The sequence below is a fragment of the Curtobacterium sp. VKM Ac-1393 genome (genome assembly GCF_015350995.1).
Lineage (GTDB): Bacteria > Actinomycetota > Actinomycetes > Actinomycetales > Microbacteriaceae > Curtobacterium.
In genome coordinates this window covers 48,572-74,450 of record NZ_JADKRW010000005.1, presented here as the reverse complement: position 1 = coordinate 74,450, position 25,879 = coordinate 48,572, and the positions used below count along the sequence as shown (strand labels likewise).

The window sequence follows — 25,879 nt, the reverse complement described above, 5'->3', positions numbered from 1 at the left end:
TGCGGAGCGGTCGGGTTGCTGAACGAACCGGACGCTATGCCCGCTGCTTATCAGCGGACTTGGAGGGTGCTTGGCGGGGACGATACGCCGAGGGCGAGCACGTGCGCCGGTGTCAGGGGTGCCGACTACCGTTGAGGGCATGGGTGTTGCGATCGAACCGACCCGAGCGGTACGCCCGTTCGAGGTCATCAGCGAGTACACGCCGAGTGGCGACCAGCCGGCGGCCATCGCCGAACTCGCCGGACGCATCAACGCCGGTGAGACCGACGTCGTGCTGCTCGGTGCCACCGGAACGGGCAAGTCGGCGACCACCGCGTGGCTCATCGAGCAGGTGCAGCGGCCGACGCTCGTGCTCGCGCACAACAAGACGCTCGCGGCGCAGCTGGCGAACGAGTTCCGCAGCCTCATGCCGAACAACGCGGTCGAGTACTTCGTCTCGTACTACGACTACTACCAGCCAGAGGCCTACGTCCCGCAGACGGACACCTTCATCGAGAAGGACTCCTCGGTCAACGCCGAGGTCGAACGGCTCCGGCACTCGACGACCAACTCACTGCTCAGCCGGCGTGACGTCGTCGTCGTCTCGACGGTGTCCTGCATCTACGGCCTCGGGACGCCGGAGCAGTACATGAACGCCTCGGTGGCGCTGTACGTCGGGCAGACGATCTCGCGCGACCAGCTCGTCCGCAAGTTCGTCTCCATGCAGTACCAGCGCAACGACGTCGACTTCGCCCGCGGCACGTTCCGCGTCCGTGGCGACACCATCGAGATCATCCCGATGTACGAAGAGCACGCCATCCGGATCGAGATGTTCGGCGACGAGGTCGAAGCGCTGTCGTCGCTGCACCCGCTGACCGGCAACGTGATCGACGACCTGCCGGCCGTGTCCATCTTCCCGGCGTCGCACTACGTCGCCGACACCGACGTCATGCACCGCGCCATCGTCGACATCAAGGCGGAACTCGCCGAGCGTCTGGCCGAGCTCGAGGGGCAGGGCAAGCTGCTCGAGGCCCAACGGCTCCGCATGCGCACGACCTTCGACATCGAGATGATGGAGCAGATCGGGTTCTGCTCGGGCATCGAGAACTACTCGCGGCACATGGACGGCCGCGTCGCGGGCGAAGCGCCGCACTGCCTCATCGACTACTTCCCCGACGACTTCCTCATCGTGATCGACGAGTCCCACGTCACGGTGCCGCAGATCGGCGCGATGTACGAGGGCGACGCCTCGCGCAAGCGCACGCTGGTCGACCACGGGTTCCGCCTGCCGAGTGCACTCGACAACCGTCCGCTGCGGTTCGAGGAGTTCCTCGACCGGGTCGGACAGAAGGTCTTCCTGTCGGCGACCCCCGGCCGGTACGAGCTCGGGATCACGGACAGCGTCGTCGAGCAGATCATCCGTCCGACGGGTCTGGTCGACCCCGAGATCGTCGTGAAGCCGAGCGACGGCCAGATCGACGACCTGCTCGAGGAGATCAAGCAGCGCGTCGACAAGGACGAACGCGTGCTCGTCACGACGCTGACCAAGCGCATGGCCGAAGAGCTCACCGACTTCCTCGGCAACGCCGGCGTGCGGGTGCGGTACCTGCACTCCGACGTCGACACCCTGAAGCGCGTCGAGCTCCTGACCGAACTGCGGCAGGGCGTGTACGACGTGCTGGTCGGCATCAACCTGCTGCGCGAGGGCCTCGACCTGCCGGAGGTCTCGCTGGTGGCCATCCTCGACGCCGACAAGGAAGGCTTCCTGCGGTCGTCGACGTCGCTCATCCAGACCATCGGTCGTGCCGCCCGCAACGTGTCGGGCCAGGTGCTCATGTACGCCGACAAGATGACCGACTCGATGAAGACCGCGATCGAGGAGACCGATCGTCGTCGCGAGAAGCAGGTCGCCTACAACCTCGAGCGCGGGATCGATCCGCAGCCGCTCCGCAAGAAGATCGCCGACATCACCGAGGTGCTGCAGCGCGAGAACGACGACACGAAGGCACTGCTGCAGGGTCGTGCCGGGTCGGACGGCCGCCGCTCGCCGACGCCGAACCTCAAGCGCGGCGGCATCGCGGGCGAGGGCGCGACCCAGCTCGAGGCGACCATCGGGGACCTGAACGAGCAGATGCTGCAGGCCGCCGCCGAGCTGAAGTTCGAGCTCGCCGCGCGACTCCGCGACGAGGTACAGGACCTGAAGAAGGCGCTGCGCCAGATGGAGTCGGCCGGGCATGTCAGCTGACCGGCAACGCACGGTCGTCGTCACCGGCGCGAGTGCGGGTCTCGGCTACCACGCCGCCGAGCAGCTCGCCGCGGCGGGGCACCGGGTCGTGCTCGCGACCCGGGATCACGACCGGGCAGCGGCTGCCGAGCGCAGCATCCGCCGTCACGTGGCCGATGCGGCGTTGGCGCACGTCCACCTCGACCTCGCCGACCTCGACTCCGTCCGTGCCGCCGCCGACGAGCTCGCGGGCCTCGAACCGGACGGCGTCGACGCGATCGTGAACAACGCCGGTGTCGTCGGGGCCTCGACCCCGAGCCGTACCGCACAGGGCACCGAACTGCAGGTCGGCACGAACCACCTCGGGCACTTCGCCTGGACGGCGCTGACCCTGCCGTCGCTCGAACAGCGCAGCGGTCGAGTCGTGCACCTCGGTTCGATCGCGCACCGGTGGGCCCGACTCGACCAGGGCGACCCGTTCCGCGTCGGCCACTACTCCAGCTACCGGCAGTACGGCCGCAGCAAGCTCGCGGTGATGCTGTTCGGCTTCGAACTCGCCCAGCGGTTGGCGGATGCGGGTTCGTCCGTCGCCAGCGTGGTCGCGCACCCCGGGCTGTCACTCGACGCACTCTCGCCGTCGCGCCCGGACGTCGCGCCGTCCCGTCCGGAGCCCGCGTGGACCCGGCCGGCGCAGCGCCTGTACGCCCAGGGCAAGGACGCCGGGGCCGAACCGCTCGTGCGCGCCGCGGTCGGCGTCGGAGTGCGCTCGGGGGAGTACTGGGGGCCGGCGGGGTGGATGCAGCTGCGAGGCCCCGCTGCTGTCGTCGCCGCCGAACCGCGCGCCCACGACCGGACCGCCGCAGCACGGCTCTGGACCGCCAGCGAGCGTCGCTCCGGGGTCGCGTTCGCTCTCGACGCACTCGTGTGAGCGCCGACGCGCGGGCGGATGTCGGACCCCTTTCGTAGAATCGACGGCGATGACAATCACCTCTGACCGCGGCACTGCGACCCCTGGCCGGAACGCCTTCGGCGAGCCGACCGATCCCCACCTCCCCGGTGTGACCGTTCCCACCGGTTCCTCGACGCTCAGCGTCCGTGGGGCCCGGGTGCACAACCTCCGGAACGTCGACCTCGAGATCCCTCGTGACTCCCTCGTGGTGTTCACCGGCCTGTCCGGATCCGGCAAGTCGTCGCTGGCCTTCGACACGATCTTCGCCGAGGGCCAACGTCGCTACGTGGAATCGCTGTCCGCGTACGCGCGGCAGTTCCTCGGGCAGGTCGACCGGCCCGACGTCGACTTCATCGAGGGGCTCTCGCCCGCGGTGTCGATCGACCAGAAGTCGACGAACCGCAACCCGCGGTCGACCGTGGGCACGATCACCGAGGTCTACGACTACATGCGCCTGCTCTGGGCGCGCATCGGGATCCCGCACTGCCCGACCTGTGGCGAGGTCATCAGCAAGCAGACCGTGCAGCAGATCGCCGACCAGCTCATGGAGTTCGAGTCCGGCACGCGCTTCCAGGTCCTGGCGCCCGTCATCTCGAAGAAGAAGGGCGAGTTCGTCGACCTCTTCCAAGAACTGGCGGCGTCCGGGTACGCCCGCGCGATCGTGGACGGTGAGCGCATCCAGCTCAGCGACCCGCCGAAGCTCAAGAAGCAGGTCAAGCACGACATCTCGGTGATCGTCGACCGCCTCGTGTCGAACGACGACATCCTCGGTCGCCTCACCGACTCGCTCGAGACGGCGCTGCGCCTGACCGGTGGCACGGTCGGCATCGACCTGGTCGACCACGACGGACCCGGTGCCGTGCGCACCTACTCCGAGAACCTGTCGTGCCCGAACAACCACCCGCTCGCGCTCACCGAGATCGAGCCGCGCACGTTCTCGTTCAACGCACCGTTCGGCGCGTGCCCCGAGTGCTCCGGCCTCGGCACCCGCATGTCCGTCGACCCGGACCTGGTGCTCGGCGACCCCGAGGCCTCGCTGCGCGACGGCGTCCTGCTGCCGTGGACGGGCACGAGCGGGCTGTACTCGTACTTCGAGAAGCTCCTCGCCGGTCTCGGCAAGGAGCTCGGGTTCACGCTCGACACCCCGTGGAGCCAGCTCGACGCGTCGGTGCAGGCCGCGATCCTGACCGGCAAGGACTTCCAGGTGTCGGTGTCCTGGCGCAACCGGTTCGGCCGCGAGATGCGCTACACCAGCGGGTTCGAGGGCGTGATGCCCTACATCGAGCGGAAGTTCGCCGAGGCCGAATCGGACGCCCAGCGCCAGCGGTTCCAGGGCTACCTGCGCGAGGTGCCGTGCCCGGTCTGCGAGGGCACACGACTCAAGCCCGAGGTGCTGGGGGTGACGGTGGACGGCCGCAGCATCGCCGACGTCACCGACATGTCCCTCGACAACGCCTACGCGTTCATGGACACCCTGACGCTGACCGACCGTGAAGCGCACATCGCCGCGGCGGTCCTGCGCGAGATCCGGGCACGCCTCGAGTTCCTGCTCGAGGTCGGTCTGAACTACCTGACGCTCGCCCGTGGTGCCGGCGGGCTCTCCGGCGGCGAGGCACAGCGCATCCGTCTCGCGACGCAGATCGGGTCCGGCCTGACCGGCGTGCTGTACGTGCTGGACGAGCCCAGCATCGGGCTGCACCAGCGCGACAACCGGCGCCTCATCGACACCCTGGTCAAGCTCAAGGACCTCGGCAACACGCTCATCGTCGTCGAGCACGACGAGGACACCATCCGCACCGCCGACTGGGTCGTCGACATCGGCCCCGGGGCCGGCGTCAACGGTGGCAACGTCGTGCACTCCGGGTCGTACGAGGGCATCATCGCGAACCGCGAGTCGGTGACGGGGGACTACCTCGCCGGTCGTCGTGCGATCGAGGTCCCCGCCGAGCGCCGCAAGGTCAACCTGAAGCGCACCATCAGCGTGCAGGGTGCCCGGGCGAACAACCTGAAGACGATCGACGCCGACTTCCCGCTCGGCGTGTTCACCGCCGTCACCGGGGTGAGCGGTTCGGGCAAGTCGACCCTGGTCAACGACATCCTGTACAAGGTGCTCGCGAACCAGCTCAACGGCGCCCGCCACATCGCCGGCAAGCACACCCGCGTCAAGGGGCTCGACCAGCTCGACAAGGTCGTGCACGTCGACCAGGCTCCGATCGGTCGCACGCCGCGGTCGAACCCGGCGACCTACACGGGGGTGTTCGACCGGATCCGCCAGCTGTTCGCGGAGACCCCGGAAGCGAAGACCCGCGGCTACCAGCCCGGTCGGTTCAGCTTCAACGTCAAGGGCGGTCGCTGCGAGAACTGCTCCGGCGACGGCACGATCAAGATCGAGATGAACTTCCTGCCCGACGTCTACGTCGCGTGCGAGGTCTGCGGTGGCGCGCGCTACAACCGCGAGACGCTCCAGGTCCACTACAAGGGCAAGAGCATCTCCGAGGTCCTGGACATGCCGATCAGCGAGGCGGCCGAGTTCTTCGAGCCGATCTCCGCGATCCACCGGTACATGGCGACCCTGGTCGACGTGGGTCTCGGGTACGTCCGACTCGGCCAGAGCGCGACCACGCTCTCCGGTGGCGAGGCGCAGCGCGTCAAGCTGGCGACCGAGCTGCAGCGCCGGTCGAACGGCCGGACCGTCTACGTGCTCGACGAGCCGACCACGGGTCTGCACTTCGAGGACGTCCGCAAGCTGCTGATCGTGCTGCAGAGCCTGGTCGACAAGGGCAACACCGTCATCACGATCGAGCACAACCTCGACGTCATCAAGTCGGCCGACTGGGTCATCGACATGGGGCCGGAGGGCGGCGCCGGTGGCGGCACCGTGCTCGCCACCGGCACCCCGGAGCACGTCGCCGACGTGCCGGAGAGCTTCACGGGCGTGTTCCTGCGCGAGATCTTCGATGCGCAGGACGCCCGGGTCGGCAAGCAGCAGGCGGTCAAGGCGCGACAGGCGACCGCACCCGAGAAGCAGAGCAAGCAGAAGGCAGGTGCGCGGTAGGTGGCGGACACCGTCCCGTGGCGCCCGAAGGCGGGGGAGATCCCGACCGACCCGGGTGTCTACCGATGGCGTGACGAGTCCGGCCGGGTGCTCTACGTCGGCAAGGCGAAGAACCTCCGCGCCCGGCTGAGCAACTACTTCGCACCGCTGCCCACGCTGCACGAACGCACCCGACGGATGGTGCTGACGGCCCGCAGCGTCGAGTGGACGACGGTCGGCTCCGAGATCGAGGCGTTGCAGCTCGAGTACACCTGGATCAAGGAGTTCGACCCGCCGTTCAACGTCAAGTTCCGCGACGACAAGTCCTACCCGTACATGGCGATCACCATGGCGGACGAGGCCCCACGGGTGATGGTCACGCGGAACCGGAAGATCAAGGGCGCGAAGTACTTCGGGCCGTACCCGAAGATCTGGGCGGTGCACGACACCATCGACCTGATGATCAAGGTGTTCCCGATCCGCACGTGTTCCGACTCGTCGTACAAGCGTGCGATGCAGACCGGCAAGCCCTGCTTCCCCGGACAGATCGGCAAGTGCGGCGGTCCGTGCTCCCAGCGGGTCTCGATCGAGGAGCACCGGGCCCTGGTCGAGGAGTTCGTGCGCTTCATGAACAGCTACGACCGCCGCGTGATCACCGAGTTGCGCCAGCGCATGGGCGCCTCTGCCGACGCCATGCAGTACGAGCAGGCCGCGAAGTTCCGCGACCAGGTCGAGGCGCTCGAAGCGGTGCTGGAGAAGTCTGCGGTGGTGCTCCGCGACTCCGTGGACATCGACCTGTTCGGCATCGCCGAGGACGAGCTCGCCGCTGCCGTGCAGCTGTTCTCCGTCCGCGGTGGCCGCATCCGCGGTGTCCGCGGTTGGGTGGTCGACAAGGAGCTCGACATCTCGACCGGTGAGCTCGTCGAGCAGATCGTGCAGGGCGTCTACGCCGACAACGAGCTCACACCGGCCGCCGTCGCCGAGGAACCCCCGCGCGAGGTCGTCGTGCCGACAATGCCGGAGGACGCCGAGGCACTGCAGCAGTGGCTCAGCGAACGTCGGGGCGGACGCGGCACCAAGCTCAGCACCGCCCAGCGCGGCGACCGGGCCGGACTCGCCCGCACGGCCGCGCAGAACGCCGCCCAGGCCCTCATGCTCTACAAGACGAAGCGGTCGGCCGACTACACGACCCGGTCGGCGGCACTCGCCGACATCCAAGAAGCGCTCGGCATGACCGAGGCCCCGCTCCGCATGGAGTGCTACGACATCTCGCACCTGCAGGGCACGAACGTCGTCGCGTCGATGGTCGTGTTCGAGGACGGCCTGCCCCGCAAGGACCAGTACCGGCGGTACACGATCGCCGAGACCACCGACGACACCGACAGCATGTACCAGGTGCTCACGCGTCGTCTGGCGCGCCTCGACGAGGACGCCGACCTGCCGGACGTCCCCGACGTCACGAGCGCCGAGGTCGTCGAAGGCTCGAAGCCCTCGAAGCGGTTCGCGTACCGGCCGCAGCTCTTGATCGTCGACGGCGGGCAGCCGCAGGTGCAGGCCGCCAAGCGCGCCCTGGACGAAGCCGGGGTGCGGGACATCGCACTGGTCGGCATCGCGAAGCGGCTCGAAGAACTCTGGCTGCCCGACGACGACTTCCCGGTGATCATGCCGCGCAACTCCGAGGCGCTCTTCCTCATCCAGCGCATCCGTGACGAAGCGCACCGGTTCGCGATCACGCACCAGCGCACCCGCCGCAAGCGCGACGTCCGGTCCCGCCTGTCCGAGATCCCCGGGCTCGGGCCGTCCCGGGTGAACGCACTGCTGAAGCACTTCGGGTCCGTCGCACGGCTGCGCGAGGCCACTGCGGACGAGATCAGCGAGGTCAACGGCGTCGGACCGGCGACCGCTGCCGCCGTCGTCACGAAGCTGCGGCAGACCCCGACGAGCGCACCGGCCACGAGCGCGGCCAGCCCGACGAGTGCACCAGACGCCGAGACGGACCCCGCGGACGAGACGGACGCTGCGCCGGTCCCAGGAGGCCCGGTGCGGGTCCCCGAGGTGACCCACGACGGTCCGCAGCTGCCGTCGTGACGCAACCCGTGCCTCCCGGCGGGAAGCGGGCGATACCCTGGAGCCGCAGCCGAGACCTCCCCGGGCGACGCGCCCGGGCCGCCACGACGGAGCCCACTCCCAGATGACCGACAGCGCCACCGCGACCCCACACTCGTCGCAGCACGACATCCTCATCGTCACCGGCATGTCCGGGGCCGGACGCTCGACGGTCGGTAAGGCCCTCGAGGACCTGGGCTGGTACGTCGTCGACAACCTGCCGACGCAGATGCTGGCCCCGCTCACCGAGCTGGCCGACCGCGCCGGCGAGAAGATCCCGAAGATCGCCACGGTCGTCGACGTCCGCGGTGGACGGTTCTTCACGGACCCGGAGCACGCGGTCGAGCAGGTGCGGTCGACCACGTCCGCGCGGGTCCGGGTGCTGTTCCTCGAAGCCACCGACGCCGTGCTGGTGCGGCGCTTCGAACAGGTCCGACGCCCGCACCCCCTGCAGGGCGAGGACACCCTGCTCGACGGCATCGCGCGCGAGCGGACCCGGCTGGCCGGACTGCGCGAAGCATCCGACATGGTGATCGACACCTCGGACCTCAACATCCACCAGCTCGCGAACACCGTCACCGAGCAGTTCGCCGACGATCACTTCGTGGGTGTTCAGGTGACGCTCATGAGCTTCGGGTTCAAGTACGGACTGCCCGCCGACGCCGACATGGTGGCGGACGTCCGGTTCCTGCCGAACCCCTACTGGGTCCCGGAACTCCGGGCCCACACGGGCCTCGACCAGCCCGTCTCGGACTACGTGCTGGCCCAGGCCGGAGCCCGTCCGTTCGTCGACCGGTACGTCTCCGTGCTCGAGCCGGTGCTCGAGGGGTACCAGCGCGAGAACAAAAGACACGCTACGATCGCCATCGGCTGTACCGGCGGGAAGCACCGCTCGGTCGCCATCGTCGCCGAGTTGGCGAACCTCCTCCGCGGGATGCCTGGCGTCGCCGTGCGTGTGAAGAACCGAGATCTCGGCCGGGAGTGACCGTCCCTCCGGCCGCTCCCATGCACGTGCCGCCGGAATCGCGGGACCACCAGATGAACGTTAGGAATGATGCTGTGCCGTTGACTGCCGAGGTCAAGGACGAACTGGCCAGGGTCGCCGTGAACCGCAACACGGTCCGCGCCGCCGAACTGGCCACGATCCTCCGGTTCGCGGGTGGTCTGCACGTCATCTCGGGCCGCATCGCGGTCGAGGTGGAGCTCGACACCCGGATCATCGTGCACCGGGTCCGCAAGGACCTCGCCGAGCTGTACGGCGTCCGGAGCGAGGCGTCGGTCGGCTCGTCCGCGTCGTCGCGTCGCGGCACCCGCTACCTGGTCCGCGTGCTCGAGGCGGGGGAGACCCTCGCGCGCCAGACCGGTCTGATGGACGCCCGTCGTCGTCCCGTCCGCGGGCTCCCGAACCGGCTCACGACCGGCAACCGCGAGGACCTCGCCGCGATCTGGCGTGGTGCGTTCCTCGCCTCCGGCACCCTGACCGACCCGGGTCGGGCCGCCGCGCTCGAGGTCACCTGCCCCGGCAACGAGGCCGCCATGGCCCTCGTCGGTGCCGCGTCGCGTCTCGGCGTCGCCGCGAAGGGCCGCGAGGTCCGTGGCGTGCACCGCGTCGTCATCCGCGACGGTGAGGCCATCGGCCAGATGCTCACCGTGATGGGTGCCGCCCGCACCACCGCCGACTGGGAGGAGATGCGGCAGCGTCGCGAGGTCCGTGCGACCGCGAACCGCCTCGTCAACTTCGACGACGCCAACCTCCGCCGCTCGGCGCAGGCCGCCGTCGCTGCCTGTGCCCGGGTCGAGCGTGCGCTCGAGATCCTCGGCGACGAGGTCCCCGACCACCTGCAGTACGCCGGCGCGCTGCGCCTGCAGCACCGCGACGCGTCCCTCGACGAGCTCGGCCAGCACGCCGACCCGCCCATGACGAAGGACGCCATCGCTGGTCGCATCCGTCGGCTCCTCGCGATGGCCGACAAGCGCGCGTCCGACCTCGGCATCCCCGGGACGGAAGCGAGCGTCCCCGAGGAGCTCGAAGGCGTTTGAGACGGGTCGTCCGACCTGCATGACGGGAGGCGCGGTACCAGCTGGCACCGCGCCTCCCGTCCGTTCTGTGGCCGCTTTCTCGGGCTGCGCCGACGTCCCGCAGGACGCCTCGCGCAACCGTCCGGACGGACCGTCATCCGGCACGGCCTGGCAGTGTCCGACTGCTAGGGTCGTTTCGGCGACGTTACGGGCGTATCGTCCACCACACGCGGGTCCGACAGGGCCATCGCCCTCCGAAAGCAGCGTCCCTCGGACGCTCCACACCCACCAGGAGATCCATTGACCGTCAAGATCGGTATCAACGGCTTCGGCCGTATCGGCCGCAACTTCTTCCGGGCCGCCCTCGCGAAGGGCTCCGACCTCGAGATCGTGGCGGTGAACGACCTCACCGACAACGCCGCGCTGGCGAACCTGCTGAAGTTCGACTCCATCACGGGTCGTCTCGGTGTCTCCGTCGAGCTCGACGGTGACAGCATCGTCGTCGACGGCAAGCCGATCAAGGTCCTCGCGGAGCGCGACCCCGCGAACCTCCCCTGGGGCGAGCTGGGCGTCGACATCGTCATCGAGTCGACCGGCTTCTTCACCAAGGCCGCCGATGCGCAGAAGCACATCGACGCAGGCGCCAAGAAGGTCATCATCTCCGCCCCGGCCACCGGTGACGACGTCACCATCGTGCTCGGCGTGAACGAGGACCAGTACGACCCGGCGAACCACCACATCATCTCGAACGCGTCGTGCACCACGAACAGCCTCGCGCCGCTCGCCAAGGTGTTCAACGACAAGTTCGGCATCGAGCGTGGCCTCATGACCACGATCCACGCCTACACCGCTGACCAGAACCTGCAGGACGGCCCGCACAAGGACCCCCGTCGTGCCCGTGCGGCCGCGCTGAACATCGTCCCGACCTCGACCGGTGCCGCGAAGGCCATCGGCCAGGTCATGCCGGAGCTCGCCGGCAAGCTCGACGGCTTCGCGCTCCGCGTCCCGGTCCCGACCGGCTCGATCACCGACCTCACCCTCGAGACCAAGTCCGAGGTCACCGTCGACGAGATCAACGCCGCGTACAAGGAGGCCGCAGAGGGCCCGCTCAAGGGCATCCTGCTCTACAGCGAGGACCCGCTGGTGTCGACCGACATCACGACGGACCCGCACTCCTCGATCTACGACTCCGGCCTGACCAAGGTCATCGGCGGGCTCGTGAAGATCACCTCGTGGTACGACAACGAGTGGGGCTACTCGAACCGTCTCGTCGACCTGACCGAGTACGTCGGCGAGCGTCTGTAACACATGGCCCTCCGCACCCTCGAGGACCTCGGCGACCTCGCCGGCAAGCGCGTCGTCGTCCGTTGTGACCTGAACGTCCCGCTCAAGGACGGCACGATCACGGACGACGGCCGCGTGCGGGCGTCGCTGACGACCCTGAACACCCTCATCACCGCCGGCGCGCGCGTCATCGTGATCTCCCACCTGGGCCGCCCCGACGGGGAACCCAAGCCGGAGTTCTCGCTCGCGCCGGTCGGCCAGCGGCTCTCCGAGCTGCTCGGCAAAGAGGTCACGTTCGTCGGCGAGACCGTCGGCGACGAGGCGACCGCAGCCGCCGAGGCCCTCGAGGACGGTGACGTCCTGCTGCTCGAGAACCTCCGCTTCAACCCGGAGGAGACCTCGAAGGACGCCGCCGCGCGCCAGGCGTTCGCGGACCGCATCGCTGCGCTCGGAGACGCTTTCGTGTCCGACGGGTTCGGGGTCGTGCACCGCAAGCAGGCCTCGGTCTACGAGCTCGCGTCCGCGCTGCCCAGTGCGGCCGGTTCACTGATCGAGACCGAGCTGCGGGTGCTCGAGCGGCTGACCACCTCGCCGGAACGGCCGTACACGGTCGTGCTCGGTGGGTCCAAGGTCAGCGACAAGCTCGGGGTCATCGACCACATCCTGCCGAAGGTCGACACGCTCTGCATCGGTGGGGGCATGCTCTTCACCTTCCTCGCGGCCCAGGGCCACGGGGTGGCGAAGTCGCTCCTCGAAGCCGACCAGCTCGACGTCGTCCGCGAGTACCTCTCGCGCGCGAAGGAGCTCGGCGTGACGATCGACCTGCCGACCGACGTCGTGGTGGCCTCCGGGTTCTCCGCTGACGCGGCGCACGAGACCGTGTCGGCCGACGCGATCGAGTCGTCGTCGTTCGGCACCGACGGCATCGGCCTCGACATCGGCCCGGAGACGGCGGCGCGGTTCGCGTCGGCGGTGTCCGGTTCGAAGACGGTGTTCTGGAACGGTCCGATGGGCGTGTTCGAGTTCCCGGCCTTCGCCGCTGGCACGAAGACCGTCGCCAAGGCCCTGACCGAGGTCGACGGCCTCGGTGTGGTCGGCGGTGGCGACTCCGCCGCTGCCGTCCGCTCGCTCGGCTTCTCGGACGACCAGTTCGGGCACATCTCGACCGGTGGTGGTGCGAGCCTCGAGTTCCTCGAGGGCAAGTCGCTCCCCGGTCTCGAAGCACTGGGGTGGTCCGCATGACCCGTACGCCGCTGATCGGCCGTCGCGCGTTGGGAGATGCAGCATGAACCGCGTCCCGCTCATCGCCGGCAACTGGAAGATGAATCTCGATCATCTCCAGGCCATCGCCACGGTGCAGAAGCTCGCGTGGACCCTGAAGGACGCCCGCCACGACTTCGACGACGTCGAGGTCGCCGTGTTCCCGCCCTTCACCGACCTGCGGAGCGTGCAGACGCTCATCTCGGCCGACAAGCTGCCGATCCACTTCGGTGCGCAGGACCTGTCGCAGTACGACTCCGGTGCCTACACGGGCGACGTCTCCGGCGCGTTCCTGTCCGCACTCGATGCCCAGTACGTCATCGTCGGGCACTCCGAGCGGCGCACGCTGCACGGTGAGACCGACGAGGTCGTCGCAGCCAAGACCGCCGCGGCGGTCAAGCACGGCCTCGTGCCGGTGGTGTGCGTCGGCGAGACCGGTGAGCAGCGTGAGGAGCGCGGCGCCGGTGTCGTGCCGGTGGAGCAGCTCCGTGTCGTGCTCGACGCCGTCAAGCCCGCCGACATCGTCGTGGCGTACGAGCCCGTCTGGGCCATCGGCTCGGGTCAGGCTGCCACGGCCGAGCAGGCGCAGGACGAGTGCGCAGCCATCCGTCGCGGCATCGCGGCAGCCTGGGGTGACCAGGCGGCTGCCGACACCCGTGTGCTCTACGGCGGTTCGGTGAAGTCCGGGAACATCGCGGGCTTCCTCCGCGAGCCCGACATCGACGGTGCCCTCGTCGGCGGCGCATCGCTCGACGTGCAGGAGTTCGCGGCGATCGCCCGGTTCCGCCAGCACGTCGGGCTGTAGTCGACAGGCGCTGTTGTCGCGGACTGGCGTCCGCACCACTCCCGTCCAGGTACCGGCCGTGCTCCGCGCGGCCGGTACACTGGTACGGCTGACTGACACGAAAGGTACGTCGTGGCGATACTCTCCGTCGTGCTGCAGGTCCTGCTCGCAATCACGAGCCTCCTGCTCACGCTCCTCATCCTGCTGCACAAGGGCCGCGGTGGTGGCCTCTCCGACATGTTCGGCGGTGGGGTCACGAGCAACCTCGGTGCGTCCGGCGTGGCCGAGCGCAACCTCAACCGCATCACGGTGATCCTCGGTCTGGTCTGGATCGTCTCCATCATCGTGCTCGGTCTCATCAACAAGTTCACGGCGGGGGTCTGATCCATGGCAAGCGGAGGCAGTGCAATCCGAGGGTCTCGCGTCGGCGCGGGTCCGATGGGGGAGCAGGACCGCGGGGTCCAGGCAGAGCGTGTGGCGATCTCGTACTGGGACGCCCTCGGCAACGAGGTCGTGCGGTACTTCGCCGCGAACCTGCCCGACGAAGAGATCCCCGAGACGGTCGATTCACCGTCGAGCGGTCTGCCGGCGGGGCGTGACAAGGAGAACCCGCCCGTGGTCTCCAAGACGGAGCCCTACAAGACGCACCTCGCGTACGTGAAGGAACGTCGTACCGAGGAAGAGGCAGCGCAGCTCCTCGAGGACGCGCTCCAGCAGCTTCGCGAACGTCGCGGTACCGCGGCCAAGAAGGCGTAGCGCCCCCACACTGACGAAGGCCCCCGCACCGAGATGGCGCGGGGGCCTTCGTGTGTCGCTGAGCGCTCTCGGGGTTGCACGACACGCCGCGTGCGCTCCGCCGAGATGCCACAGCGGCCTCGAGCCACGCCGAGGTTCCGAAATCTCGTCATCCGGAGCTGCTCCGGCGGCCGTTCGTGCGACCTCGACGCCGAGCGTGTGGCGTGTCGTGCATGCAGCGCGCCCGTGCCGGACGCGTACAACATCTGCTCCACCTGCAATCGTCGAGGTTCCACAACACGCCGCGTGCGCTCCGCCGAGGTTCCAGAGACGGGCGAGGCGCGCGCCGACATGCCGAGATTTCGGAACCTCGGGGCGGGCGGCGGGCGGTGGGCAGGCGGACGCGCGCGGTGGACGCGACCAGACGACAGACGGGAGGCCCGGTGCCAGCTGGCACCGGGCCTCCCGTCAGGCAGGACGCGCGTCTAGTACGTCGACGCGATCAGGTTCTCGGGGACGTCGCGCGCGGCGTCCTGGTCCACGAAGAACACGGTGCGCTTCCGGCCCTGGACACCACCGACGGGGACGTCCTCGACGGAGGCGCCCGCAAGGGCGAGCCCGAGGACCGACGCCTTCTCGGCACCGGACAGGATGACCCAGACGCGCTGCGAGGCGTTGATCACCGGGTAGGTGACGGTCAGACGCTGCGGCGGCGGCTTGGGGGAGTCGTCGACCGACACGACGGCGCGATCGGTGACGGTGAGCTGCGGGAACTCGGGGAACAGCGACGCGGTGTGCCCGTCGGGGCCGACGCCGAGCAGCGTGATGTCGAAGCGCGGAGCGACGGCGCCTTCGTACGCGGCGTCCTGCAGCTCGCGCTCGTACTGCAGCGCGGCGGCCTCGATGTCGATGCCGGCGTCGGAAGCGGGCATCGGGTGGATGTTCGACTCCGGGATGTCGACGTGGTCGAAGAAGTCGGTCTGCGTGCCCGTGGTGTTGCGGTCGGCGTCACCGGCCGGAACCCAGCGCTCGTCGACCCACCAGACGTGCACCTTCGACCAGTCGACGCTCTCGCGCGCCGGCGACTTGCCGATCGCGGCGAGGACGAGAGAGGACACCGAGCCACCGCTGATCGCGATGTCGGCACGCTCCTGCTCGTCGAGCACGTCGATGATCTTGGTGATGAAGCGTGCGGCGACCGAAGCGCCGAGGGCCTGCTTGTCCGGGTGCACGAGCACCCGCCGTTCGTTGGTCACGTGACTCCCGTGTTCGTGGCGGCCGACCGGTCGTACGACCGCCTTCGGTCCGGTCGGGCCGTCTGCACCAGACAGACGGCCCGACCGTTGTGGGGTGCTCAGCGGGCGATGGTCTCGCGCAGCTGGGGAACCCCGTGCTTGACGACGTCTCCGAAGAGGACGTCCGGGTCGAGTCTACGGAGTTCCTCGGCCAGGCAGTCGCGCAGGTTGCGGCGTGGCAGCGACAGGTCGTGCGTCGGCTGCCCGGGCATCGAGAGCGTCGCGACGTCCACCAGGGAACGCTCGAGCTCGATGGTGCCGGACTCGCGCACGAGCTTGACGCCGTGGATGCCGCTCGAACCGGTGGCACGCGGCGACGTGGTGACCGTGACCGGCACCTCGAGCTGCAGCTGCAACCACGCGGCGAGCAGGATCGTCGACGGACTGTCCGACGCCCCGGAGACCTCGACGCCGGTGATGGGCTCGTACGGCGGCTGGTCGAGCGCCGCGGCGAGCTGGTTCCGCCACAGGGTCAGGCGGGTCCACGCGAAGTCGGTGTCACCCGGCACGTACGAGGCACCGAGGGCCTCGATCGCGCCGTTGGGGTCCTTCTGTGCGGCTGCGTCGGTGATCCGGCGCTGGGCGATGCGGCCCAGTGCCGAGGCCGACGGCTGCTCCGGGGCGGTCTGTGGCCACCAGGCGACGACGGGCGCGTCCGGCAGGAGCAGGCCGGTGACCAGGCTCTCCTCGTCGGTCGCGGTCTCGCCGTACGCGCGGAGGACGATGACCTCGCTGGCGCCCGCGTCGCTGCCCACACGGATCTGCGCGTCGAGACGGCCGGGCGACTTCGTGTCACCGGCGTTCTTCGACACGATGATCACGCGCATCGGGTGCTCGCGCGACGCCTCGTTCGCCGCCTCGATCGCCTCTTCCTCGTGGCCCAGGGCCGTCGAGATGATGAGGGTCAGGACACGACCGAGAGCGACAGCGCCGCCCTCTTCGCGGATGTGGACGAGCTTCTTCTGGATCTTCGAGACCGTGGTGTTCGGCAGGTCGATCTTCATGGACGCCTCCAGGTCCGGCCGTCGCGGGCGAGCAGGGCGTCGGCCGATTCCGGACCCCACGTGCCGGGACGGTACTGCTCGGGCTGGCCCTGCGTGGCCCAGAACTCCTCGATCGGGTCGAGGATCTTCCAGGACAGTTCCACCTCTTGGTGCCGCGGGAACAGCGGTGGGTCGCCGAGGAGCACGTCGAGGATGAGTCGCTCGTACGCCTCGGGGGAGGCCTCGGTGAACGCGTGGCCGTAGCCGAAGTCCATCGTGACGTCGCGCACCTGCGTGCCGACGCCCGGGACCTTCGAGCCGAAGCGGAGCGTGACCCCCTCGTCCGGCTGGACACGGATGACGAGCGCGTTCTGACCGAGCGGCGACTGCGAGTTGCCGTAGACGTCCTCGGGGACGCGCTTGAACACGATCGCGATCTCGGTCACCCGTCGGCCCAGACGCTTGCCGGCGCGCAGGTAGAACGGCACGCCCTGCCAGCGACGGGTCGCGATGTCGAGCTTGATGGCCGCGTAGGTCTCGGTGCCGGACTCGGGGTCCATGCCGCCCTCGTCGAGGAATCCGAGCACCTTCTCGCCGCCCTGCCACCCGCCGGCGTACTGCCCGCGGGCGGTGGCCGTCGACAGGTCCTCGGGCAGGCGCACCGCGGAGAGGACCTTCTCCTTCTCGGCGCGCAGGTCGGCGGCCTTGAACGAGACGGGCTCCTCCATCGCGGTGAGCGCGAGGAGCTGCAGCAGGTGGTTCTGGATGACGTCGCGTGCCGCACCGATGCCGTCGTAGTACGCGGCACGTCCGGCGACGCCGATGTCCTCGGCCATCGTGATCTGGACGTGGTCGACGTAGTTCGAGTTCCAGATAGGTTCGTACATCTGGTTCGCGAACCGGAGCGTCAGCAGGTTCTGGACGGTCTCCTTGCCGAGGTAGTGGTCGATGCGGAACACGTCGTCGGGAGCGAAGACGCTCTCGACGATCGCGTTCAGCTCACGGGCGGTGCGGAGGTCGGAGCCGAACGGCTTCTCGACGACCACACGGCTCCACGAGCCCTCGCGCTTCTCGGTCAGGCCGGACAGCTTCAGCTGCTCGGTGACGACCGGGAACATCTTCGGCGGGATCGACAGGTAGAACGCGTGGTTGCCCAGCGTCCCGCGCTCGGCGTCGAGGTCGTCGACCGTGCGCTTCAGCTCACGGAAGGCCTCGGGGTCGTCGAACGAGCCCTGGACGAAGCGGATGCCCTGTTCGAGCTGACGCCAGACGTCCTCGTCGAACGGGGTCCGGGAGTGCTCCTTGACGGCGTCGTGCACGAGCTGGGAGAAGTCTTGGTCCTCCCAGTCGCGACGGGCGAACCCGACGAGCGCGAACCCCGGGGGCAGGAGCCCACGGTTGGCCAGGTCGTAGACCGCGGGCATCAGCTTCTTGCGTGACAGGTCACCTGTCACGCCGAAGATGATGAGCGTGCTCGGTCCCGCGATCCGGTTCAGTCGACGATCGGTCGGCAGCCGGAGCGGGTTGTGCTCCGGGGTGATTGCCACCGGTGACATGAGTCGGTGATCTCCTTCGAGAGTCAGTGGGAGACGGCGGAGGCGATGGCCGCGGTGGCGGCGTGCACGTCCGACGTCGTGAGGGTGAGGACCGGGCGGCCGTGCTGTGCGAGGACACTCGCGTCGCCGGCGGCCTGGGCCTGGAGGAGCTGCCCGAACGAGAACGGTCGACCCGGGATCGCCAGGTCCTCCGCTTCGTCGGCCACGATCTGGAGGAACACTCCCGTGGCAGGGCCGCCCTTGTGGTACTGGCCGGTCGAGTGCAGGAACCGCGGTCCGTACCCGAAGGTGACCGGACGACGCGTGCGCGCCGCCAGGGCGTCGCGGAGCGTCTCGAGGTCGCCGTTCGTGGTGCGGTCGACGTACGCCTGCACCGCCACGTAGCCGGTCTGGTCCAGTGCGGACAGGAGGCCCGACACAGCTTCTGCGAGCGTCGTCCCGACCGGCAGTCCAGGCGTCGCGGAGACGGCGATGCCGTCCTCGGTGAACGCGGGTTCTGCTGCGGCCGGACGGTCGTCGAGGAGCGCACGGGTCGCGACCTTGGCGGCCTCGACGTCGGGCTGGTCGAACGGGTCGATGCCGAGCAGTCGCCCGGCGACCGCGACCGCGTACTCCCAGACGAGGAACTGGCCACCGAGCGTGCCGGTGATCTCGACCTCGCCCTCGGCGACGTGGCGTTCGTCCTCGCGCGACCCGACCAGGCGGATGACCTGGACGTCGGGCAGTGCGGCGGACACCTCGGGGGAGTCGGCGTGCAGCACGACGGGCAGCAGGCCGCGACCGCTCTTGCCGGTCGACTCCGCGATCAGCTGTTCCACCCAGTCGCCGAAGCCGACGATGTGGGTGCCGTCCGGGACGATCGCGATCGTGGAGCGCAGCGGGTCGGTGCCGGCGAGGACCGCACCGAGCACGAGCCCGGGGTTCTCGTCGAGGTCCACCGACAGCAGTGCGGAGATGGCATCTGCCTCGTCGAGCAGCTCGGCGATGTCCGCTCCGGCGAGCCCCGAGGGCACGAGGCCGAAGGCGGTGAGCGCCGAGTAGCGGCCGCCGACGGTGGGGTCGGCGGTGAAGACGCGGTAGCCGGCGTCCGTCGCGACGGCCTCGAGCGCGGAGCCCGGGTCGGTGACGACGACGATGCGGGCGGCGGGATCGATCCCGGCGTCGCGGAACGCCTGCTCGTACACACGGCGCTGCGAGTCGGTCTCGAGCGTGGAGCCCGACTTCGACGAGACGACGAGCACGGTGCGCTCGAGGTTCGTCGCGACGGCGGCCCGGACCTGCGCGGGATCGGTCGAGTCGAGCACCGTCAGCGGGACGCCGGCGGTGCGCGTGATCACCTCGGGCGCGAGCGACGAGCCGCCCATGCCGGCGAGGACGACGTGGTCGACCCCTTCGGCACGGAGCGACTCGCGCAGCGCGGTGATCTGGTCGACGAGCGGGCGGGAGACCGAGACGGCCTCTACCCAGCCGAGGCGCTTCGACGCCTCGGCCTCGGCGTCCGGTCCCCACAGTTCGGCGTCCTGGGCGGTGATGCCCGAGGCCACCAGGTCAGCGACGAGCCGCGGGACCACCGAGTCGATGGCCCGCGCGGCGTCGCCGCTGGCAGCGATGGAAACCGTCACTACTTGGCGCCCTCGAGCGCGGTCTTGACGGTGTCGACGAGCTCGCCCCACGAGACGTTGAACTTGTCCACGCCCTCCTTCTCGAGCAGCGCCACGACGTCGTCGTAGTCGATGCCCTGCGCGGCGAGCTGGTCGAGGACCTGCTGCGCGTCGTCGAAGGTGCCGGCGATCGCGTCGCCGTGGATCTCGCCGTGGTCGAACGTGGCGTCGAGCGTCTTGCCCGGCATCGTGTTGACGGTGTTCGGCGCGGCGAGCTCGGTCACGTAGAGGGTGTCGGGCAGCGACGGGTCCTTGACGCCGGTCGAGGCCCAGAGCGGACGCTGCGTGTTCGCACCGGCCTCGAGCAGGCCGAGGGCACGCTCGGAGGCGAACGCCTCGGTCCAGACCTGGTAGGCGAGCTGCGCGTTGGCGATGCCGGCCTTCGACTTGAGGGCCTTGGCCTCGTCGGTGCCGACGGCGTCCAGGCGCTTGTCGATCTCGGAGTCGACGCGCGACACGAAGAACGAGGCGACGGAGTGGATCTTCGACAGGTCGTGGCCGGCGGCCTTGGCCTTCTCGAGCCCACCGAGGTAGGCGTCGATGACAGCGCGGTAGCGCTCGAGCGAGAAGATCAGGGTGACGTTGACCGAGATGCCGGCGCCGATGACCTCGGTGATGGCCTCGAGGCCCTCGACCGTGGCGGGGATCTTGATGAGGACGTTCTCGCGGCCGACCTTGTCGAAGAGGAACTTGGCCTGCTCGATGGTCTTGGCGGTCTCGTGGGCCAGGCCCGGCTCGACCTCGATCGACACACGGCCATCGAAGCCGTTGCTCGAGTCGTAGATCGGCTTGAAGACGTCGGATGCGTTGGCGACGTCCTGCGTGGTGATCTCGAAGATCGCGCTGGTCACGTCGGTGCCGGCAGCGGCCAGCTCCTTGACCTGTGCGTCGTACCGCTCGCCCTTGGCGAGGGCCGACGCGAAGATCGTCGGGTTCGTGGTGACACCGACGACGTTCTTCTCGGCGATGAGGGACTCGAGCTTGCCGGTCTCCAGCAGTTCGCGGGACAGGTCGTCGAGCCAGATGCTCACGCCGACCGCGGAGAGGGCGGCGGTGGGGGTGTTCTCAGCCATGTGTTTCTCTTCTTCTTTCATCGACTGGCCGTCGTCGTGGATGCGACGGGGGCCGTGGAGTCGGGGTCTGGGGGACCGGGAGGCGCGTGGCGGAGCCGAGCCGCGCCTCCCGGCAGAAGGGCCGGATCCGGCGAACCGGACCCGGCCCCGCGTGGGTCAGGAAGCCGCGAGCGATTCCTTCGCGGCGGCCACGACGTGCTCCGTCGTGAAGCCGAACTCCTTGAAGAGCGTCTGGTAGTCGGCCGATGCACCGAAGTGCTCGATCGAGACGCTGCGGCCCTTGTCGCCGACGATGTCGCGCCAGCTCATGGCGATGCCGGCCTCGACCGACACGCGTGCGGTGACGTCCTTCGGGAGCACCTGGTCCTGGTAGTTCTCGGACTGGGCGCGGAACCACTCGAGGGACGGGGCGCTCACGACGCGGGCGTTGATGCCCTCGGCCTTGAGCTGCTCGCGCGCCTCGACGGCGATCTGGACCTCGGAACCGGTCGCGATGAGGATCACGTCCGGGGTGCCGTTCGGCGCCTCGGCCAGGATGTACGCGCCCTTGGCGACGTTCTTCGCCGAGGCGAAGACCTCACCGGAGGCGTCGCCCTCGCCACGCTCGAACACGGGGAGGTTCTGACGGCTCAGCGCGATGCCCGCCGGACGGTCGGTGTGCTTGAGCATCTCGAGCCACGCGTACGCGACCTCGTTGGCGTCGGCGGGGCGGACCACGTCGAGACCGGGGATCGCACGGAGCGCGGAGATCTGCTCGATCGGCTGGTGCGTCGGGCCGTCCTCGCCGAGGGCGACGGAGTCGTGCGTCCAGACGTAGATCGCCGGCGCCTGCATGAGCGCGGCGAGACGGACCGCCGGGCGCATGTAGTCGCTGAAGATCAGGAAGGTGCCACCGAAGGGGCGGGTGTTGCCGTGCAGGACGATGCCGGAGAGGATCGAGCCCATCGCGTGCTCGCGGATGCCGAAGTGCAGCACGCGGCCGTACGGGTCGGTGCTCCACGCCTTGGTCGACGCCTCGGCCGGACCGAAGGACTTCGCGCCCTCGATCGTGGTGAGGTTCGACTCGGCGAGGTCGGCCGAACCGCCCCAGAACTCGGGCATCAGCGGCGCGATGGCGTTGATGACCTTGCCGGAGGCGGCACGCGTCGAGACGGCCTTCTCGGTCGGGAAGACCGGCAGGGCCGCTTCGAGGCCCTCGGGCAGCTCGCCCGCGTTGATGCGGTCGAGGATGGCCTTCTTCTCCGGGTTGGCCGCAGCCCACGCGTCGAAGGTCTTCGTCCACTCGGCGTGCTGCTCCTGGCCCTTGGCGATGGCGCCACGGGTGTACTCGAGCACCTCGGGGTCGACGTGGAAGGTCTGCTCGGGGTCGAACCCGAGCACCTCCTTGAGGCCCTTCAGCTCGTCGGCACCCAGCGCGGAGCCGTGGATCTTGCCGGAGTTCTGCTTGGTCGGCGACGGCCAGCCGATGATCGTCTTGAGGACGATGAGCGACGGCTTGTCGGAGACGGCCTTGGCGGCCTCGACCGCGGCGAAGAGCGCCTCGGCGTCCTCCGAGTACTCGCCCGTCTTCTTCCAGTCCACGGTCTGGACGTGCCAGCCGAGTGCCTCGTAGCGGTCCGGCACGCTCTCCGAGAAGGAGATGTCGGTGTCGTCCTCGATCGAGATCTGGTTCGAGTCGTAGAAGACGACCAGGCGACCGAGCTGCTGGCGGCCGGCGAGGCTCGCGGCCTCGTTCGTCACGCCCTCCTGCATGTCGCCGTCGCCGGCGATCACGTAGGTGAAGTGGTCGAAGGGCGACTCGCCGTCGGCGGTCTCCGGGTCGAACAGGCCGCGCTCGTAACGCTGCGCGTAGCCGAAGCCCACGGCGCTGGCGAGGCCCTGGCCGAGCGGGCCGGTGGTGATCTCGACACCGTCGGTGTGGCCGTACTCCGGGTGACCCGGGGTCTTCGAGCCCCACTTGCGCAGGTGCTGCAGGTCCTCGAGCTCGAGGCCGTAGCCGTGCAGGTAGAACTGCACGTACTGGAGGATCGAGGCGTGACCGGCGGAGAGGATGAAGCGGTCGCGGCCGATCCAGGTGGAGTCGCTCGGGTCGCGACGCATCACCTTCTGGAAGAGCAGGTGTGCGAGCGGCGCGAGGCTCATCGCGGTGCCGGGGTGACCGTTGCCGGCGGCCTCGACCGAGTCGGCGGCGAGAACGCGGGCCGTGTCGACGGCCTTCCGGTCGATGGCGTCCCAGGTGAATTCAGCCACTTGGATGTTGACCCTTCTTGATGCGACATGTGCGAGGGCTCGTGCCATCGCACGGACATGTGGCCATCCCGGGGCCGAGTCGTGTCGCCGTCATGCGGCGGCCGACCGGCTCATCGCGACCGACGTCATCGGGGCACGCACTGCGGGAGGGCATGTCCAGCATAGTGACCAGCCACTCAGAAGGGGTTCAGGTGACCCCCGATGTTCATGACTCGGGTCGCGCAGGACGCGTTCGCCGGGCGTGTCGTGGGGAAGCGGGGCATCATCGCGGCGCTTCCATCGCGTAAACTGTCGACGACCCGTGGACATTCCGGGTCAGCGCACGCCCGGACGCCGCCGCAGTCGTCCACCGAGTGTGCGAGCTGATGCGAACAGACTGAGGTTCCCTTGCCGACTGCCACCGTGACCAGGCCCGACACCGATCGACCCCGATCGCCGCTGTCCCGCAAGGTCCGTGCGTACGTCTCCCTGACGAAGCCGCGGGTCATGGAGCTGCTGCTCGTGACGACCGCGCCGACGATGTTCCTCGCCGCGCGGGGCGTCCCGGACCTGTGGCTCGTGTTCTGGACGATGCTCGGCGGCGCGATGTCCGCGGGCTCGGCATCGGCCTTCAACTGCTACATCGACCGCGACATCGACCGCCTGATGAAGCGGACGAGCACCCGGCCCCTGGTGACTGGTGAACTCACCGACCGCCAGGCACTCGTGTTCTCGTGGATCCTCGGCGTCCTGTCGACAGCGGTCCTCGGCTTCCTGGTCAACTGGCTCGCCGCGGCGCTCAGCGTCATCGCGATCCTCATCTACGTGTTCGTCTACACGCTGTGGCTCAAGCGCCGCACGCCCCAGAACATCGTCTGGGGCGGCTCGGCCGGCTGCATGCCCGTGCTGATCGGTTGGGCCGGCGTGACCGGTTCGCTGACCTGGGCACCGGTCATCCTGTTCATGGTGATCTTCCTCTGGACGCCGCCGCACTACTGGCCGCTCTCGATGAAGTACCGCGACGACTACGACGCCGCCGACGTCCCGATGCTCGCCGTGGTCCGCGGCCGCACCGTCGTCGGTCTGCAGGTCGTGCTCTACGCCTGGGCGACGCTCGTCTGCTCGCTGCTGCTCATCCCCGTGGCGCACATGGGCCCGCTCTACACCGTGGTCGCGCTGGCCGGGGGCATCTGGTTCGTCGTCGAGTCGCACCGGCTGTACTCGCGGGTGATCCAGCACGTCGAGCACGTGCAGCCGATGCGCGTGTTCCACAGCTCGATCACGTACCTGACCCTGCTGTTCATCGCCGTGGGCATCGACCCGCTGCTGCCGCAGGTCTTCACCTTCTAGCCGTTACGGCGGGCGTCGCGAGACGCTGTCGTGTCCGCGAGACGCCGCCGTGTCCGCAAGACGCCGCCGTATTCGGCGGCGTCTCGTGCATTCCGGGGCGTGACACGATGACGCCGGCGTGCTGCGGCGGGTGACGTTCCCACCAGGCGGCCGGGAGGCCCGTGGCGGACACGGCCACGGGCCTCCCGGCCGCCGTGTGCGTGCGTGGGCGCGAGGCGCACGCGTTCTGCGACGATCCACCGGTCGATCGTCGCGTGGACTGACGGACCATGCGCAGGCATCCGATGCACGCGCAACGAACGACACCCCACGAGTCGATCGACTCGTGGGGTGTCGCAGCAGCGGTGCGCCCGACCGGCGCGACGCGCCCGGGCGTCAGGCGTCGAGGGGTTCGCGCGCGGCCTCGCGACCGGCGCTCGCGCGGGTGGACAGCACGACGGCCGTCACCGCCCCGACGAGCAGTCCGGCGAGCACCATGTGCGTGCCGACCAGTCCGACGGGCAAGCCCGTGCGCGCCTGGGTGAGTCCGACGGCGATCTGCAGGAACTCGACGACGAGCAGCAGGAGCGCCCACTTGCTCGACAGTCGCAGGCGCACCGCGCCGACGACGAGCACGAGTGTCAGCGCGAAGAGCACGTACGCGGGCCAGGCGTGCAGGTGCTCGAGCACCGCTGGGTCGAACCCGGTGCGGTGCAGGCGTCCGCCGTCGACGGCCTCGTCGGCACCGGCGTGCGGGCCGCTGCCGGTGGTGAGGATGCCGACGAGCACGGTGACCACGACGGCGGCGACGGTGCCGCGGACGACACCGGTGTACCAGGTGGGGACCAGACGGCGGGCGGTGCGGGGGCCGTGCGTCGTCCGGTACACCAGCGCCGCGGTGACGGAGGTGAGGGCGGCGGACACGACGAAGTGCAGACCGACGACGAACGGGTTGAGGCTGGTCAACACGCTCAAGCCGCCGATGACCGCCTGGATCGGGATCGCGACGCCCTGAGCGAACGCGAGCCAGAAGAGTTCGGGACGCGTGCGGAGCATCCGGACGACCGCCAGGAACATCGCGATCGCCACGATGACGAGCACGAAGGTGAGCATCCGGTTGCCGAACTCGATGATCCCGTGGATGCCCATCTCAGGCGTCGAGACCAGGGAATCGGCCGTGCACTTGGGCCAGGTGGGGCATCCGAGGCCCGACGCGGTCAGGCGGACGAGGCCACCGGTGCCGATCAGGATGACCTCGACCACGAACGAGGCCCACGCCAGTGCGATGACCCGCCGGTCGACGACGCGGGGGAGCGACCACCACCGTCCGGTCCGGAGTTCCTGGTCGACGGGGGGTCCGACGCGAGTCACGAGGGTGG

Annotated in this window: 19 protein-coding genes; 12 read left to right on the top strand and 7 right to left on the bottom strand. The window is 69.3% G+C overall.

Annotated features, from left to right (window positions below):
* The first annotated feature begins 151 nt into the window (after positions 1 to 151).
* From uvrB to ITJ59_RS12135, 11 genes are all read left to right on the top strand, one after another.
* Positions 152 to 2,224, top strand: a complete 2,073-nt coding sequence (uvrB, locus tag ITJ59_RS12185) for an excinuclease ABC subunit UvrB (RefSeq protein ID WP_323749505.1) — start codon at positions 152 to 154, stop codon at positions 2,222 to 2,224.
* On the top strand, positions 2,214 to 3,131 hold the full coding sequence (locus ITJ59_RS12180) for an SDR family NAD(P)-dependent oxidoreductase (RefSeq protein ID WP_194651379.1): 918 nt from the start codon (positions 2,214 to 2,216) through the stop codon (positions 3,129 to 3,131). Before uvrB ends, ITJ59_RS12180 begins: the two co-directional genes overlap by 11 nt.
* A 49-nt stretch (positions 3,132 to 3,180) precedes the next feature.
* Positions 3,181 to 6,207 (top strand): excinuclease ABC subunit UvrA, encoded by a 3,027-nt coding sequence (gene uvrA, locus ITJ59_RS12175; protein WP_228511459.1) that lies wholly within the window; start codon positions 3,181 to 3,183, stop codon positions 6,205 to 6,207.
* Positions 6,208 to 8,274, top strand: coding sequence for an excinuclease ABC subunit UvrC (uvrC, locus tag ITJ59_RS12170; protein WP_194651377.1), 2,067 nt, complete (start codon positions 6,208 to 6,210; stop codon positions 8,272 to 8,274).
* Positions 8,275 to 8,377: 103 nt separating this feature from the next.
* Positions 8,378 to 9,277, top strand: a complete 900-nt coding sequence (gene rapZ, locus ITJ59_RS12165; protein WP_194651375.1) for an RNase adapter RapZ — start codon at positions 8,378 to 8,380, stop codon at positions 9,275 to 9,277.
* Positions 9,278 to 9,351: 74 nt separating this feature from the next.
* Entirely contained in the window at positions 9,352 to 10,332 is a 981-nt protein-coding gene (gene whiA / locus ITJ59_RS12160) for a DNA-binding protein WhiA (RefSeq protein ID WP_111083957.1), read from the top strand.
* Between the two features lie 279 nt (positions 10,333 to 10,611).
* Positions 10,612 to 11,616: a type I glyceraldehyde-3-phosphate dehydrogenase gene (gap, locus tag ITJ59_RS12155; RefSeq protein WP_194651374.1), complete on the top strand. Its 1,005-nt coding sequence runs from the start codon at positions 10,612 to 10,614 to the stop codon at positions 11,614 to 11,616.
* 3 nt (positions 11,617 to 11,619) lie between these two features.
* Entirely contained in the window at positions 11,620 to 12,837 is a 1,218-nt protein-coding gene (locus tag ITJ59_RS12150) for a phosphoglycerate kinase (RefSeq protein ID WP_194651372.1), read from the top strand.
* Between the two features lie 43 nt (positions 12,838 to 12,880).
* Complete coding sequence (gene tpiA, locus ITJ59_RS12145; RefSeq protein WP_194651370.1) at positions 12,881 to 13,660, top strand: triose-phosphate isomerase; 780 nt, start codon at positions 12,881 to 12,883, stop codon at positions 13,658 to 13,660.
* A 111-nt stretch (positions 13,661 to 13,771) separates the two neighbouring features.
* Positions 13,772 to 14,023 carry a preprotein translocase subunit SecG gene (gene secG / locus ITJ59_RS12140; RefSeq protein WP_017887256.1) on the top strand — a complete coding sequence of 84 codons (252 nt, stop codon included), beginning with the start codon at positions 13,772 to 13,774 and terminating at the stop codon, positions 14,021 to 14,023.
* A gap of 3 nt (positions 14,024 to 14,026) precedes the next feature.
* Positions 14,027 to 14,395, top strand: coding sequence for an RNA polymerase-binding protein RbpA (locus ITJ59_RS12135; RefSeq protein WP_027465686.1), 369 nt, complete (start codon positions 14,027 to 14,029; stop codon positions 14,393 to 14,395).
* A 464-nt stretch (positions 14,396 to 14,859) separates the two neighbouring features.
* On the opposite strand, the gene pgl is transcribed toward ITJ59_RS12135, so the two are convergent.
* The 6 genes from pgl to tkt all read right to left on the bottom strand — a co-directional run bounded on the left by pgl (position 14,860) and on the right by tkt (position 23,192).
* Positions 14,860 to 15,630: a 6-phosphogluconolactonase gene (gene pgl / locus ITJ59_RS12130; protein WP_194651368.1), complete on the bottom strand. Its 771-nt coding sequence runs from the start codon at positions 15,628 to 15,630 to the stop codon at positions 14,860 to 14,862.
* 98 nt (positions 15,631 to 15,728) lie between these two features.
* Entirely contained in the window at positions 15,729 to 16,673 is a 945-nt protein-coding gene (locus tag ITJ59_RS12125; protein ID WP_194651367.1) for a glucose-6-phosphate dehydrogenase assembly protein OpcA, read from the bottom strand.
* On the bottom strand, positions 16,670 to 18,208 hold the full coding sequence (gene zwf / locus ITJ59_RS12120; RefSeq protein WP_194651366.1) for a glucose-6-phosphate dehydrogenase: 1,539 nt from the start codon (positions 18,206 to 18,208) through the stop codon (positions 16,670 to 16,672). The genes ITJ59_RS12125 and zwf overlap by 4 nt, the downstream gene beginning before the upstream one ends.
* A gap of 23 nt (positions 18,209 to 18,231) precedes the next feature.
* Positions 18,232 to 19,830 carry a glucose-6-phosphate isomerase gene (locus ITJ59_RS12115; protein ID WP_194651365.1) on the bottom strand — a complete coding sequence of 533 codons (1,599 nt, stop codon included), beginning with the start codon at positions 19,828 to 19,830 and terminating at the stop codon, positions 18,232 to 18,234.
* On the bottom strand, positions 19,830 to 20,942 hold the full coding sequence (tal, locus tag ITJ59_RS12110) for a transaldolase (protein WP_194651363.1): 1,113 nt from the start codon (positions 20,940 to 20,942) through the stop codon (positions 19,830 to 19,832). Before tal ends, ITJ59_RS12115 begins: the two co-directional genes overlap by 1 nt.
* A 156-nt stretch (positions 20,943 to 21,098) precedes the next feature.
* Entirely contained in the window at positions 21,099 to 23,192 is a 2,094-nt protein-coding gene (tkt, locus tag ITJ59_RS12105; protein ID WP_194651360.1) for a transketolase, read from the bottom strand.
* Between the two features lie 402 nt (positions 23,193 to 23,594).
* Between tkt and ITJ59_RS12100 the strand changes: the two genes are divergently transcribed.
* Positions 23,595 to 24,521 carry a heme o synthase gene (locus tag ITJ59_RS12100; RefSeq protein ID WP_194651359.1) on the top strand — a complete coding sequence of 309 codons (927 nt, stop codon included), beginning with the start codon at positions 23,595 to 23,597 and terminating at the stop codon, positions 24,519 to 24,521.
* A 375-nt stretch (positions 24,522 to 24,896) separates the two neighbouring features.
* Here ITJ59_RS12100 and ITJ59_RS12095 read toward each other — a convergent pair whose 3' ends face one another.
* Positions 24,897 to 25,871, bottom strand: coding sequence for a COX15/CtaA family protein (locus tag ITJ59_RS12095; RefSeq protein WP_194651358.1), 975 nt, complete (start codon positions 25,869 to 25,871; stop codon positions 24,897 to 24,899).
* Between the last annotated feature and the right edge of the window lie 8 nt (positions 25,872 to 25,879).

Bases quoted from the DNA above. Each gene is read 5' to 3' on its own strand.
- ITJ59_RS12180 (WP_194651379.1), top strand. From the start codon at position 2,214: ATGTCAGCTGACCGGCAACGCACGGTCGTCGTCACCGGCGCGAGTGCG.
- uvrA (WP_228511459.1), top strand. From the start codon at position 3,181: ATGACAATCACCTCTGACCGCGGCACTGCGACCCCTGGCCGGAACGCC.
- rapZ (WP_194651375.1), top strand. From the start codon at position 8,378: ATGACCGACAGCGCCACCGCGACCCCACACTCGTCGCAGCACGACATC.
- ITJ59_RS12150 (WP_194651372.1), top strand. From the start codon at position 11,620: ATGGCCCTCCGCACCCTCGAGGACCTCGGCGACCTCGCCGGCAAGCGC.
- tpiA (WP_194651370.1), top strand. From the start codon at position 12,881: ATGAACCGCGTCCCGCTCATCGCCGGCAACTGGAAGATGAATCTCGAT.
- ITJ59_RS12135 (WP_027465686.1), top strand. From the start codon at position 14,027: ATGGCAAGCGGAGGCAGTGCAATCCGAGGGTCTCGCGTCGGCGCGGGT.
- ITJ59_RS12125 (WP_194651367.1), bottom strand. From the start codon at position 16,673: ATGAAGATCGACCTGCCGAACACCACGGTCTCGAAGATCCAGAAGAAG.
- zwf (WP_194651366.1), bottom strand. From the start codon at position 18,208: ATGTCACCGGTGGCAATCACCCCGGAGCACAACCCGCTCCGGCTGCCG.
- tal (WP_194651363.1), bottom strand. From the start codon at position 20,942: ATGGCTGAGAACACCCCCACCGCCGCCCTCTCCGCGGTCGGCGTGAGC.